The 13,141-nt window shown below is 31.8% G+C and carries 20 protein-coding genes and 1 tRNA gene; 15 read left to right on the top strand and 6 right to left on the bottom strand.

The annotated features are described in order from the left end of the window. The first annotated feature begins 2 nt into the window (after window positions 1–2). The 5 genes from sdhB (at window position 3) to AAA453_RS10770 (ending at window position 3,309) form a co-directional block, all read left to right on the top strand. Entirely contained in the window at window positions 3–824 is an 822-nt protein-coding gene (sdhB, locus tag AAA453_RS10790) for a succinate dehydrogenase iron-sulfur subunit (protein ID WP_285322995.1), read from the top strand. A gap of 276 nt (window positions 825–1,100) precedes the next feature. Next, a complete protein-coding gene (gene racE, locus AAA453_RS10785; RefSeq protein ID WP_069832458.1) occupies window positions 1,101–1,895 on the top strand; it encodes a glutamate racemase in 795 nt (264 codons plus the stop codon). A gap of 17 nt (window positions 1,896–1,912) precedes the next feature. Further along, a complete protein-coding gene (locus AAA453_RS10780) occupies window positions 1,913–2,494 on the top strand; it encodes an XTP/dITP diphosphatase (RefSeq protein ID WP_427704926.1) in 582 nt (193 codons plus the stop codon). Beyond that, on the top strand, window positions 2,494–3,003 hold the full coding sequence (locus AAA453_RS10775; protein WP_069816314.1) for a YfcE family phosphodiesterase: 510 nt from the start codon (window positions 2,494–2,496) through the stop codon (window positions 3,001–3,003). Before AAA453_RS10780 ends, AAA453_RS10775 begins: the two co-directional genes overlap by 1 nt. A gap of 232 nt (window positions 3,004–3,235) precedes the next feature. After that, window positions 3,236–3,309 (top strand) — tRNA-Arg (locus AAA453_RS10770). A gap of 52 nt (window positions 3,310–3,361) precedes the next feature. Here the strand turns inward: AAA453_RS10770 and AAA453_RS10765 are convergent. The 5 genes from AAA453_RS10765 to AAA453_RS10745 form a co-directional block, all read right to left on the bottom strand. Further along, window positions 3,362–4,408 carry a tyrosine-type recombinase/integrase gene (locus tag AAA453_RS10765; protein WP_427704923.1) on the bottom strand — a complete coding sequence of 349 codons (1,047 nt, stop codon included), beginning with the start codon at window positions 4,406–4,408 and terminating at the stop codon, window positions 3,362–3,364. Window positions 4,409–4,413: 5 nt separating this feature from the next. Further along, window positions 4,414–4,725 (bottom strand): DUF771 domain-containing protein, encoded by a 312-nt coding sequence (locus AAA453_RS10760; protein ID WP_427704921.1) that lies wholly within the window; start codon window positions 4,723–4,725, stop codon window positions 4,414–4,416. Window positions 4,726–4,896: 171 nt separating this feature from the next. Beyond that, entirely contained in the window at window positions 4,897–5,301 is a 405-nt protein-coding gene (locus AAA453_RS10755; RefSeq protein WP_427704919.1) for a hypothetical protein, read from the bottom strand. Window positions 5,302–5,790: 489 nt separating this feature from the next. Then, a complete protein-coding gene (locus AAA453_RS10750; RefSeq protein ID WP_427704916.1) occupies window positions 5,791–6,537 on the bottom strand; it encodes an Ltp family lipoprotein in 747 nt (248 codons plus the stop codon). A gap of 56 nt (window positions 6,538–6,593) precedes the next feature. Beyond that, window positions 6,594–7,217 carry a helix-turn-helix domain-containing protein gene (locus tag AAA453_RS10745; RefSeq protein ID WP_427704913.1) on the bottom strand — a complete coding sequence of 208 codons (624 nt, stop codon included), beginning with the start codon at window positions 7,215–7,217 and terminating at the stop codon, window positions 6,594–6,596. Window positions 7,218–7,414: 197 nt separating this feature from the next. On the opposite strand from AAA453_RS10745, the gene AAA453_RS10740 reads away from it, so the two are divergent. Together AAA453_RS10740 and AAA453_RS10735 are read left to right on the top strand one after the other, a co-directional pair. After that, on the top strand, window positions 7,415–7,624 hold the full coding sequence (locus AAA453_RS10740; protein ID WP_427704911.1) for an XRE family transcriptional regulator: 210 nt from the start codon (window positions 7,415–7,417) through the stop codon (window positions 7,622–7,624). A 14-nt stretch (window positions 7,625–7,638) separates the two neighbouring features. Further along, on the top strand, window positions 7,639–8,394 hold the full coding sequence (locus AAA453_RS10735; RefSeq protein ID WP_427704909.1) for a phage antirepressor KilAC domain-containing protein: 756 nt from the start codon (window positions 7,639–7,641) through the stop codon (window positions 8,392–8,394). A gap of 99 nt (window positions 8,395–8,493) precedes the next feature. Here AAA453_RS10735 and AAA453_RS10730 read toward each other — a convergent pair whose 3' ends face one another. Then, the gene (locus tag AAA453_RS10730) at window positions 8,494–8,808 is read right to left on the bottom strand and encodes a hypothetical protein (RefSeq protein WP_427704906.1); all 315 of its coding nucleotides are present in this window, start codon (window positions 8,806–8,808) and stop codon (window positions 8,494–8,496) included. A 58-nt stretch (window positions 8,809–8,866) separates the two neighbouring features. Between AAA453_RS10730 and AAA453_RS10725 the strand changes: the two genes are divergently transcribed. The 8 genes from AAA453_RS10725 to AAA453_RS10690 all read left to right on the top strand — a co-directional run bounded on the left by AAA453_RS10725 (window position 8,867) and on the right by AAA453_RS10690 (window position 13,135). After that, window positions 8,867–9,076: a hypothetical protein gene (locus tag AAA453_RS10725; RefSeq protein WP_427704903.1), complete on the top strand. Its 210-nt coding sequence runs from the start codon at window positions 8,867–8,869 to the stop codon at window positions 9,074–9,076. A gap of 260 nt (window positions 9,077–9,336) precedes the next feature. Continuing rightward, a complete protein-coding gene (locus AAA453_RS10720; protein WP_427704901.1) occupies window positions 9,337–9,603 on the top strand; it encodes a DUF1108 family protein in 267 nt (88 codons plus the stop codon). 11 nt (window positions 9,604–9,614) lie between these two features. After that, window positions 9,615–10,100 (top strand): siphovirus Gp157 family protein, encoded by a 486-nt coding sequence (locus AAA453_RS10715; protein ID WP_427704899.1) that lies wholly within the window; start codon window positions 9,615–9,617, stop codon window positions 10,098–10,100. Next, window positions 10,101–10,880: an ATP-binding protein gene (locus AAA453_RS10710; protein ID WP_427704896.1), complete on the top strand. Its 780-nt coding sequence runs from the start codon at window positions 10,101–10,103 to the stop codon at window positions 10,878–10,880. Window positions 10,881–10,910: 30 nt separating this feature from the next. Continuing rightward, window positions 10,911–11,474, top strand: coding sequence for a single-stranded DNA-binding protein (locus tag AAA453_RS10705; protein WP_427704894.1), 564 nt, complete (start codon window positions 10,911–10,913; stop codon window positions 11,472–11,474). 11 nt (window positions 11,475–11,485) lie between these two features. Further along, complete coding sequence (locus AAA453_RS10700; RefSeq protein ID WP_427704892.1) at window positions 11,486–12,154, top strand: putative HNHc nuclease; 669 nt, start codon at window positions 11,486–11,488, stop codon at window positions 12,152–12,154. Continuing rightward, on the top strand, window positions 12,151–12,405 hold the full coding sequence (locus tag AAA453_RS10695) for a helix-turn-helix domain-containing protein (protein WP_427704890.1): 255 nt from the start codon (window positions 12,151–12,153) through the stop codon (window positions 12,403–12,405). The genes AAA453_RS10700 and AAA453_RS10695 overlap by 4 nt, the downstream gene beginning before the upstream one ends. Further along, entirely contained in the window at window positions 12,392–13,135 is a 744-nt protein-coding gene (locus AAA453_RS10690; protein ID WP_427704887.1) for a conserved phage C-terminal domain-containing protein, read from the top strand. The genes AAA453_RS10695 and AAA453_RS10690 overlap by 14 nt, the downstream gene beginning before the upstream one ends. The last annotated feature ends 6 nt before the right edge of the window (window positions 13,136–13,141 follow it).

The following is a 13,141-nucleotide window of genomic DNA, read 5'->3' as shown; positions in this document are numbered from 1 at the left end:
TTATGGCAGATACAAAAGAAGTAAATGAAACAGCAGCGCAAGAAGAACAAAACCAACAACCAAGCCAAAAATCAATCAAATTAATTATCAAACGTCAAGATACAGAAGAATCAAAACCTTATGAGGAAGAGTTTGAAATTCCTTATAGAGAAAACTTAAACGTTATAGCATGTTTAATGGAAATCAGACGTAACCCAATTAACAGTAAAGGTGAAAAAACAACACCGGTTATCTGGGATATGAACTGTTTGGAAGAAGTATGTGGTGCTTGTTCAATGGTGATTAACGGACAAGCAAGACAATCATGTTCTGCAATTGTTGATCAATTAGAACAACCTATTAAATTAGAACCAATGAGTACTTTCCCAGTTGTTCGTGACTTACAAGTTGACCGTACTAGAATGTTCGATAACTTGAAACGTATGAAAGCTTGGGTTCCAATTGATGGCACTTACGATTTAGGTCCTGGACCTCGTATGCCTGAGAAAAAACGTCAAACAGCTTATGAATTATCAAAATGTATGACATGTGGTGTATGTTTAGAAGTTTGTCCTAACGTTACAAGTAGTAATGATTTCGTTGGCGCACAAGCAATTTCACAAGTTAGATTATTTAATTTACATCCAACAGGCTCAATGACAAAAGATGAACGTCTTGAAGCCTTAATGGGTGGCGGTGGCTTACAAGCATGTGGTAACTCTCAAAACTGTGTAAATGCATGTCCTAAAGGTATTCCTTTAACAACATCGATTGCAGCATTAAATAGAGAAACATCATTCCATATGTTTAAATCATTCTTTGGTTCAGATCACCAAGTCAATTAATAACATATAATATAAACAAGAGACTTAGCATCTATTTAAAACAGATGTTAAGTCTTTTTTATTTTAAGAATCTTCGGATTTTGAAAAAACATGGAATATGGCTAGAGTCTTTTATCTCTCGTTCATATTATTCTACGAGTGGTCAGATCATTACTAATCTTATAATTATATCTGTATAACAAAAAATAATATTGTATTTCAGTCTTGATAAATGATTTTGAAATCAAGGCTATGCTACAATAAAGGACAAGCAAATGAATAAGGATGTAATTGAATATGGAGAAACCAATTGGTGTAATAGACTCGGGTGTCGGTGGATTAACAGTAGCAAAAGAAATCATGCGCCAACTACCACACGAAACAATTTATTATTTGGGTGATATTAAACGTTGCCCTTATGGCCCAAGAGAAGGCGCAGAAGTTAGGAAATTCACAACAGAATTAGCTGAAAAGCTGATGGAATTTGATATAAAAATGCTTGTTATTGCTTGTAATACTGCTACTGCAGTTGCTTTAAAACATTTACAAAAATTATTAGCTATTCCAGTCATTGGTGTCATTGAGCCTGGTGCGAGAACGGCAATTATGACAACGAAAAATAATGATGTTTTAATCTTAGGTACAGAAGGTACAATTAAATCTGAGGCTTATAGATATCATATTAAAAATATTAATCCTAATGTAGAGGTTTCTGGTATCGCATGTCCTGGCTTTGTTCCTTTAGTTGAAGAAATGCGTTATAAAGATCCTACAATAACAAGTATTATCGTGCATCAAACATTGAAACATTGGAGAAATAGTAATGCAGATACTGTTATATTAGGTTGTACGCATTATCCGTTACTCTATCAGCCAATAAACGATTATTTTGGTGGCGAAAAAGTGGTAATTTCTTCTGGTTTAGAGACAGCACGTGAAGTAAGTGCACTATTAACGTTTAGTAATGAACATGCTGCTTATACAGCCCACCCAGAGCATAGATTTTTTGCTACTGGTGAAACAGAGCATATCGAGCGTATAATTGAAGAATGGTTAAATATGGAAACGAAAGTAGAAAAAATAGAAGTATAGAAAGAGGGAACATCATAGTGGAAGATATTGTAATTGCATCAAATAATAAAGGTAAGATAAATGATTTTAAAGTTATTTTCCCAGATTTTAATGTCATAGGTATTTCTGAAATTATTGAAGATTTTGATGTAGAAGAAACTGGCGATACTTTTGAAGCCAATGCAAAATTAAAATCAGAAGCAGCGGCAAAAGCATTAAACAAACGTGTGATTGCAGACGACAGTGGACTTGAAGTATTTAGTTTAAATGGAGAGCCAGGTGTATATTCGGCTCGATATGCTGGCACAGCTAAAGATGATGATGCTAATATAGAGAAAGTGCTTTCCAAATTAGGCGGGGAAACAGATCGTAGTGCACAGTTCGTATGTGTAATTAGCATGAGTACGCCGAATGAAGAAACAGTTCAATTTAAAGGCACAGTACAAGGAGAAATCACATTAAATAAAATTGGAGAAAATGGATTTGGTTACGATCCGATATTTTATATAGATGACAAGAATAAAACAATGGCTCAACTCACTGTTGAGGAAAAAAGTGAAATAAGTCATAGAGGTAGAGCAATAGAGAAGTTACGACACTATTTAGAAGGTGATGCTTAATGACAAAATGGATTATAGTCAGTGACAATCACACTGAACAAGGCGTGCTTTTTGATGTCATCAATCATCATGAAGATGCAGATGTTGCATTGCATTTAGGCGATTCTGAATTTGCTTATGATGATAGTGAACTAAGTCATTTTCATAGAGTGAAAGGAAACACAGATTTTTCTCCAGAATTTCCAAATGAAGAAAAAATAGAAAAAAATGGCATTCATGCTTTCTCCACGCATGGTCATCTATATAGCGTTAATCGTACAAGAATGAAATTAGCTGAAAAGGCTACGGCGCTAGGTTGTAAATTTGCTTTTTATGGTCATACACATGTAGCAAAATATGAAAATATTGGCGGCGTTCATGTTATCAATCCTGGTAGTATTTCACAATCACGAAGCCGAGTTGAAGAAACTTATGCAGAGCTATTGATCAATGAAGAAGAACAAAGCGCAAAATTAAATTTCCGTAATCGAAATCACGATATAATTGATAGTGAAACATTTAGTATATAATATGATTAGCGCATATTCGAGTCATTATGGATATGCGCTCCTATATATTATTAAAAAGAATAAATAATTAATATGGCAGTTTCAGCGGTTGTTTTAATTTAAATTTCAAAAAAAGTATGAAAATGAGATAAAAGGTTTATTATAGTGAAAAATCATATTTATTTTTAATGCTTGGAGTATTGCTTTATTAGGCTAAGTTAGATATAATTATTCTTGTGTTCAAAAAGATTATGTCCTGGTAGCTCAGTTGGATAGAGCAATGGCCTTCTAAGCCATCGGTCGGGGGTTCGAATCCCTCCCAGGACACTATAACCCGTTGTTGTGACAACGTTTCAAGAGAGTGAGTGTCAAATATGTGTCAAGAGAATAATTCTCTGACACGTTGACCTTGCTCTTTTTTATGTTCATCAAGTAAATGTGTATAAACATCAAGTGTAATGGCTATGCTTGCGTGTCCTAATCTTTTACTAATATATTCAATCGATATTCCTTTACTAATAAGGTAACTAGCATGCGTATGTCTTAATGAATAAGGTGTGATTTCATCTTTGATATTAAATTCGTTTTTTGCTTTTTTAAACACTTTAGATATAGCAGTTTGAGATAATCCAAATAAATCACCATTAATCTTTTGTGGTTGTTTTGAAATTGCTTTTTTAATGTAGCTTAAATCAATGTCAGATATTTCTATTTCTCTATCTGCGTTTTCTGTTTTAGTTCCAGGCAAATGAATTAAACCAGGTTTATAATATAAGTCCTTATAAGTCATTCTATTTACTTCTGAAAACCTCGCACCAGTTATCAAAAGAATATATAACACAAGTGTGCTTTTATCATCTTTCCTTTTGAAATATTTTCTTAACTGCTCATACTCTAATATTGTAAGAAACTTAACACTTTCTTTTTTAGGTAATTTAGTACCTTTGTAATTCACTTTATAAGTTGGGTCTTTCTTCAAATAGCCATCATATATAGCATCTTTAATACAACTAGATATATACAAATGTACTTTTCTAACTGTTTCTGATGTTCTGCCATTTGCATAATTAGAAATAAACTTTTGATATTCATTTCTAGTAATGTTTTTAATTAGAATATCTTCACCAAAATGAGTTAGAAATAAATCAAGTGCATGATCATACCAATATTGTTGTTTCTCACCAAGTTTATTTTTCCCATTCGCTAACAACCAATCTCTATAATATTCTTCAAACCTTTTGTTATCCTCTATATTATTCCCGTCTTCAATATCTCTAATCAATTGTTGCGCTGCATAAGTAGCTTCTGCCTTGGTCTTAAAGCCAGACTTACGTTTTTTACCCGACTTAAAACTTGAATCTTTCACATCGTATTGCCACGAAGTAGACGTTTTATTTTTTCGTTTTGTCACTGTAAAAGTTGCCATTTTACTTAATCCTCCTTTAATCTTTTGAAATTTTCTATTAAGTAAGTTTGCATCTCACGACTTATAAACCTGTATTCCTCATTGTTGTGCTTTGGTAGATAAGTGAATGGTTCTATTTCTGGCCAAATAACCTCGTTTTTGATTAAGTTGTTCATAAGCCACTTTCTACTCTCATTGGTTTCGTACATCAAGTCTTCCATATTCCACCAAGTTTTATTTGTAATTTTATTTTTCCCTAATAGATAATCATATTCATCTTTAGTTATTATTAAATAATCATCTGGCAATTCAAAGTTTATATTTATGGACTTTTTCATTACTTTCCTCCTAAAAAAGATAAAAATATATAGGGCATAGTTAAATGCCCTAAGTTAGCCATATCTAAACCGAATTTTGACTTGTCTAAATCGTCTTCTTTAACTATTTTTTCTTATTTAGTAGCAGTTTCTTGTTTTTTATTAATATTAAATATGTGATACTAGTAATAACTATCTTCCAATATTTTTAGTTCTAAACCCAATAATTTTATTAAAGAAACTTCTGTTTGTATTTTCAATAATATTTCCATTTTTTTCTAAAATTTCTTCGAATTTTTTTTGGCTTTCTTTGCTAGTAATACGAATTATTTTTCCGTTTGAATTATATTTGCTAGATAAGACAAAATCATCTTTTACAACTTTCTCATTAGGGATTAATATAAATTCATCGATTATTTCGTGTGTTTCAACATATTTTTGTTTTATTTTATCTTTTTTTATGAATAAATTAAAGATTTTAAATGCCTTATCTTCAATAATTAATACAGTTTCTTTTCCATTTTGCATAGATATTTCAATGAATTCATCTGCTTCTGAAAAATGCTCTTTCAAATATTCCTTTTCATTTCTTCTCATCATACATTCTCCTTAATAATTATTATAATTTAAGCTGTATCAAACTACATTATGATGTTGAAAAATTCCAATAGTTAGAATTTGATTACATACTGCTTTTTATAATACTTTATAACTTTAAATACTTACTTTTCAACTAACTCGACATGTTTTGATAATTTATGTGAATTACTTATTTTATAATGATATGTTTCTATAATTATGCGTAATAAGGTAGTTTGCACGTCTAGCGTAATTTTTAAATTAAAGATTTTATAGGATGATTTTTAATAGTCGATCTATTAATATTAAATATTCTTTATACAAAAAAAGCAGTTATAATACCAAGTAGTAATATGATAAGAAGAGCTTTTGCACTGTTATCTTTATTCTTCACTTTACTTTCTCCTAATCATTTATATTGAAATTCTAAATAATAACTTCAGTTTATAAAAAACAATATCAAATTTTAGACAAAAATATATAGCGCAGTGGTGACTGCCCGTGAAGTTAATCTTCTATATTATCAATTGCATATTGTGCTTCTTCCTCTGTGAATTTGTCTCCAGCATCTGAAGTAAGTTGATTATATAATTCATCATCTGACATATCCATCATATCAATATAGTTTTCAGCAGATTTCAATGCGTTTTCTTCATAATCTGTTTCTAAATTATCAACTGCATATTGCGCTGCATCACTAGGATATTTATCACCAGCAGAAGAAGTTAATTGGTCATAGATACCTGCTTTTGACATATGCATCATATCTGAATATGTTTCAGCAGAATTCAAAGCTGCTTTTTCTTCACGACTAGCTTTGCCTGTATCTTTTTCTGTATCATTTTCATTTTTTGATTCTTCAGTCGTTGTTACTTCTTCTTGCTGACTATGTTCTTCACTAGTTTCTTCATCTATATTAGTTGTATCATTTTCTTTATCTTCTAAATCTTTTATATCACTCTTTAAATCTCTGTTTTCAGATTTAGTTGCTTCTAGTTCTGTCTTTAAATCTTCATCGTTAGTTTCATCATTGGTTTCATCGGCACCTCCAAAACTAACAAAATAAATTATTACAAATAAAGCGGTAATAGGCACTCTTAACCAAAATGACCATTTTTTAAAGTTCCACATTAAAGCAATACCTACTGGATAGATGAATATGAGCGCTAAAATTATTACCCAATTACGTTCATACCATTTAATTTTATAACTCGAATTATTCAAACTATTTAAATTTTTCAAATCTTTGTCCATCATACACTCTCCTTAATAATAACTTTTATATAAAAGCGCCACGAAGGTCGCTAGTATTAGAATAATTTTTGACTCGCTACAACTCTACCAACTATTTTAACTTCATCTTTTGCGCTATATACTTGTGGGTAATGATTGGGGTTGTTAGATTCAGGTATTAAGATAATTTGATCTTTGTTATATCTTATTCTTTTAACCGTCGCGTTATATCCGTTAATCATTACTACTCCTAGCTGACCATTTTCTACAATTGAATCTTTTTCGATTACTACAACGTCTCCTTCATCGAAAATCTTATTCATACTATCTCCAGAAACTTTCAATCCAAATTCTTCTTTATCTAAACTGATTTTATCTTTTGCAAAGTATATGTAATCAATTAGATTTTCTTCACTATATATTGGAAGTCCAGCAGAAATTTGAGATACAACTGGAATTTTCTTAACTGGTAAAGTTTCTATTGAAGACTCTGCTTTAGGTTTTTCAATTCCCATTAAATCTTCTGGTTTAATATCTAATCCTTTACAAATTTTGATGACGTTTTCTACTTTAGCGTTAAATACTCCTCTTTCTAAAATAGATCTAACTGTTGTATAAGCTAAACCGACTTCTTCTGAAAAAGCCTTCACACTACCTGATTTTATTTCCATTAGACGTTTCAAATCTTTTTCTTTAGTCATATTCGTTTACCTCATTTCTAATTTGTACCTATATAATAACATGCGAAAAATCGTATATCAAGTCAATTTTTGAATAAAAATATGAAAATTAGTATTGACCTAGTACGAAAATTCGTATATATTGTAATTAAGCAATCGACAAGGTTGCTAAAATTTTTAAACTTTAGTACGAAAATTCGTATTAAGGAGGAGGTACTATGTTGTCGAACTTAGAAGATGTCAGAAAACAAAAAAAAGTATCTCTGGTAGATATCGCTGATTTATTAGAAGTAAGATATCAAACAGTTTCAGATAAGATTAACGGAATTTCAGATTTTAAGTTTGGAGAGGCGTTACTTATTAAGAACCAATTTTTTCCAGAGTACGAAATAGAATACCTGTTTTCAAAAGAAAAACAATCAACTTAATAGGAGGAAAACAAATGCAAGAATTACAAACAATCAATATCGAAAGTAATTCAGAATTAGGTCCAGTAGTTTCAAGTAGAACAGTAGCAGAAGAATTAGGAAGAAGACACGGTGATGTAATAGACAGTTTGGAAACAATGATTTTAGAAAACGGAAATGTTCGTTCTCTAATTATACCAAGCAGCTACAAAGTTGAGGGACAAAGAAGAAGTTATAAAGAATACCTTTTAACTAAAGATGGTTTCACAATATATATGTTTAACATTCAAGGTCATAACGATTTCAAGTTGGCTTACGTTAGTCGTTTTAACGAAATGGAAGAACAAATTCAAAACAAATTGCCAGGATCTTATAAAGAAGCTTTAACTGAATTACTGGTGAAAGTTGAAGAAAACGAAAAGTTACAACTTGAAAACAATATGAGTAAACAAAAAATTGCAGAATTTGAACCTAAAGCATCATACCTTGATTCAATTTTACAAAATAAGAGTTTAGTAACAGTAGGACAGATAGCTAAGGATTATGGCATGTCTGCACAAGGATTGAACAAACTACTTCACGATTTAAAAGTACAGTACAAACAATCTGGACAGTGGCTGCTTTACTCAAATTTACATGATAAAGGTTATACACATTCATCTACTACAGAAATTGAACATAAAGATGGAAGTACATCAGTGAGAATGAATACTAAGTGGACGCAAAAAGGGCGTTTGTTCATTTACAACTTGCTAAAAGAAAATGACGTATTACCAACAATCGAACAATAGGAGGAAACGGAATGAACACATTAAACACAATAAAAACAGCAATCATACTATATACTGCCGTAACAATAATAGAACAATTGCTTGAACGTGAAGTGAATATTAACTTTCTTTTTCCATCAAAGAAAAAGCATCAATCGAATCGAAATAAACAAACAAGTGATCTAATGGGAATGTTGTAGAACCAGAGGTTACAGTTACATTTTTTAAATGTAAACCTTGAAACGGTTCTTCATCATTAACTAAATCATCTGTTAATGAATGTAATTCACGTTGAAGCGAATTATCAGATTCGGTTGTCAGGTAAGGTGCACCTGTAACAAATGAACCATTAACAATTAAAAACAAATCACTATCACTTTCGTAAGCTTCTAAAAAAAATTCACCAAATGCAGAAACTTTATCTTTTGCTTTCATATTTCTCACCACCTTTGCACACAGATAAATAAATTATACCAGAAAGGAGTCGATTTAAATGGAATATATCGGATTTGCAGATGCAAAAGAGTTTATAAATATCAGTGGTATTTCTAGGGACGACCTTGAAGATAAAGTATATCCAAACAAAGAGTTCCAAGAAGCATGTATGTACCGATTTGGAAAAGGAAACAAACGTTACATCAAAGTAAGACCAGCAATCGATTTTATAGAACAGAAAATATTCATTAAAGAAACTAATTTATAAGGAGGGATTAAATGAGAGGTTTACTAGCATTGTCAACTGCTATAGTCGTATTCTTCATAGCTTTGATATTCACGAAAGACTTTATCCACTTGTTTCTAATCTATTGGATAGCCGTTTGCTTTAGCTACATGGCTTGGGACAGTTGGATTAACTATCTAAAGACAGAAAAAAAGACTGAAACTTGTACCAGCAAGTAACAGTCAGGAACGATTAACAAAATATACAACTTAAATATACACCTAAATAACGGAGGTAGTCAAATGTATTACAGAATCAATGATGAAAACAAGAAGGTAATCAATGTTCAAGGATTCCAATTCGTCTTACGTGTTAGAAAGAAGACTCAATTTGAAGCGAATATATCTGTTGAAACATTAGACAACTTATTTATAGATGAAATTTTAGTATCTGATGAAGAACTAGGCTTAAACACTGCAAGAGAAATCTTAGAACAATCCGTATTCAAATGGATAGATGAGAACACAGATGAAGCAGATAGAGTAATGAGCGCTGTGATGACATGGTAGGAGGAATATAAATGAGTACATTATTTAATCTAACTGACAATTATAAACAAGTTTACGACTTAATAGCAGAACAAGGTGATGAACAACTATTAAACGACACACTAGATAGCATAAACGACGCTTTAGAAGATAAGGCAGATGGTTATGTATCAGTTGTTAAATCACTAGAGAGTGACAACAAAGCCATAGATGACGAAATCAAAAGGCTACAACAACGTAAGACAACTAACAAGAATGGTATTGATCGCTTGAAAAAATCATTGAAAGAGTCTATGGAATCAACAGGTAAGACTAAATTTAAAACAGCATTGAACAGTTACAACATTCAAAACAATCCACCTTCTTTAAATGTAATTGAAGAAAAACACATACCAAGTGACTTTTGGCTTTCACAAGCGCCTAAGTTAGATAAAAAATCATTATTGAAACACATTAAAGAAAACAACGATGTTGATGGTGTGGAAATTAAACAAACTCAAAGTTTAAGGTTGAGATAAATGACTGAACAAAACAATGAACAAGTAGATCTTTTAACTCAACTAGGTGTTAAGGATATTAGCCAACAGAATGCGAATAAGTTTTATAAGTTTGCGATATACGGAAAGTTTGGAACTGGGAAAACTACTTTTTTAACTAAAGATAACAACGCACTTGTACTTGATATTAACGAAGATGGTACGACAGTTTCAGAGGATGGTGCAGTAGTGGCGGTTAAGAATTATAAACATTTCTCTTATGTAATAAGAATGATTCCCCAGATATTAGAACAGCTTAGAAATAATGGTAAGCAAATTGATGTAGTAGTTATTGAAACAATACAAAAACTTAGAGATATAACAATGGACGATGTAATGGCTGGTAAGACACGTAAAGCCACATTCAATGATTGGGGTGAAACAGCTACTCGAATAGTAAGTATGTATAGATACATTTCTAAGCTACAAGAACAATACCAATTCCATTTAGCTATTAGTGGTCATGAAGGCATCAATAAGGACAAAGATGATGAGGGTGGAACAATTAATCCTACTATCACAATTGAAGCGCAAGAACAGATTAAAAAAGCAGTAGTAAGCCAATCAGATGTACTAGCAAGGATGACTATAGAAGAAACTGAACAAGATGGTCAAAAGCAATTTGATTATGTACTGAATGCAGAACCATCAAGCTTATATGAAACAAAAATTAGACATTCACAAAACGTGACAATAAGTGACAAACGATTTATTAACCCAAGTATTAACGATGTTGTACAAGCAATTAGAAACGGAAACTAAACTAAAAATTAAAAGGACGGTATATAAATTATGAATATTACAGGACAAGCTAAACACATTAAAGAAACTAACCAAGAGGCATTTTTAAAAGGCGGCGACTTCTTAGGAGCTGGAGAGTTCACAGTTAAAGTTAAAGACGTTGAATTTAATGATAGTCAAAACAGATATTTTACAGTTGTATTTGAAAATGCTGAAGGTAAGCAATATAAACACAATCAGTTTGTACCACCATTCCAACAAGATTTCCAAGAAAAACAATATGTAGAGTTCCTAAGTAGACTAGGTATCAAATTAAACTTACCAGACTTATCTTTTAACACAGATGAATTAATTAATAAGGCAGGAACTATAGTTTTAAAACGTAAATTAAATGAAGATCAAGGTAAATATTTTGTAAGACTTTCATTCGTAAAAGTTTGGAATAAAGGCGATGAAGTAGTTAATAAACCAGTACCTAAAACTGACGAAATGAAACGTGAAGAACAACAAGCGAACGGACAAGGACAACAAAAAGATTCATTAAGTGATCAAAGTAATCCTTTCGCAAATGCTAATGGTCCTATTGATATAAATGATGATGACCTTCCATTCTAGGGTGTGATGAAATGCAACAAATTACTAGATACCAATTGGATAACGACGGCACTTATTCCGTCGTTGCCACTGGTGTTGAATTAGAAAATAGCCATATTGAATTAATCGAAAATGGATACAATCTAAACGCTGATGTAACTGTACCAGACAATAAATTGATTTCAATTGACCAACGTAAAAAGATATTTGCGATGTGTAGAGATATTGAATTGCACTGGGGAGAACCAGTTGAAGCATTGAGACAAAGATTTCAAAGTGAATTAGAAATTATGAATGGCTATGAACGTATTAGTTTAAGTGACTGCACAAGGAAGATAGCTGGTGAATTAATCGAACTAATCATAACTTTCATATTCCACAATCAAATACCAATGAGAATTGAAACAAGCAAACTATTACAAGGTGATAAAGCGATGTTGTATTGGGCAACTGTTAATCGCAACTGTGTAATTTGTGGGGAGCAGAAAGCAGACCTCGCACATTATGAATCAGTAGGTCGTGGCATGAACCGTAAAACAATGGATCATCACGGTAAACATGTTCTTGCATTATGCAGGCGCCACCACAATCAACAGCACTCGATAGGTGTTAAATCATTCGATGATTTATATCACTTACACAATAGTTGGATATCAGTAGATGACAAGTTAAACAGTATGTTACGAGGTGAAAAACAATGATGATGCCTAGAATGATTAAACCAATAGACAGAAAAGCTATAGGATATAGAATCGCATCACTTAGAGCAGGTGATGATTGGTCCCAAGAAGAATTCGCAAATATATTCAAAGCAAATAAAAGTATTGTAAGCAAATGGGAAAGAGGTATTCATTTACCTAGTATGGACAGGTTGAGACAGATGGAACAAATATTCAATATAACACTTAAATGGCTGTTATATGGAGAAGGTGAGAAGAATGGCAACATTTAGAGCTATAAAAGAAAGTGGCAATTTCGTAACAGTACACAAAAACTTTATTCACGATAGCAATCTTACGTTCAAATCTAAAGGGATTCTACTTTATTTATTGAGTCGACCGGATGATTGGCAGATATATGAATCTGAAATATTAAAACATACTAATGATGGTAAGGATAGCTTGAAATCAGGCATTAAAGAACTTGAAGAAATAGGATATGTAGTAAGAACTAGAAAACGTAATGATAAAGGGCATCTTAACGGTTACGAATACTTAGTATATGAGCACCCTATCCAGAGCGGAAATTCCTACCTAGGATTATCCGACAACGGAAAATCCAACATCGGAAAAACCGGTAACGGAGAATCCGTCCCTACTAATAATAATAGAACTAAGAATGATTTAACTAATAATAACAATACTAATAATGATAATACATTGTCGGGCAACCCGACTATACCTTATCAATCAATCGTTAAATATCTAAACGAAAAGACTGGTAAACATTACAAACATACAACTAAAAAAACGAAGTCATTTATAGAAGCTAGATGGAATGAAGATTTTAGAGAAGATGACTTTAAAAAAGTTGTTGATGTAAAAGTAGCAGAATGGAAAGGTACCGAACAAGATAAGTACTTAAGACCAGAAACACTATTCGGAACTAAATTCGAAGGTTACCGTAATCAACAAGTAAGCAATAAGGAATCAAATGATAACCCTTATGCAAATCTATTTTAGGGAGTG

The sequence above is a fragment of the Staphylococcus parequorum genome, assembly GCF_039237145.1.
In the GTDB taxonomy this organism is placed as follows: Bacteria; Bacillota; Bacilli; order Staphylococcales; family Staphylococcaceae; genus Staphylococcus; species Staphylococcus equorum_A.
This window is presented reverse-complemented; position numbering and strand designations above follow the sequence as displayed.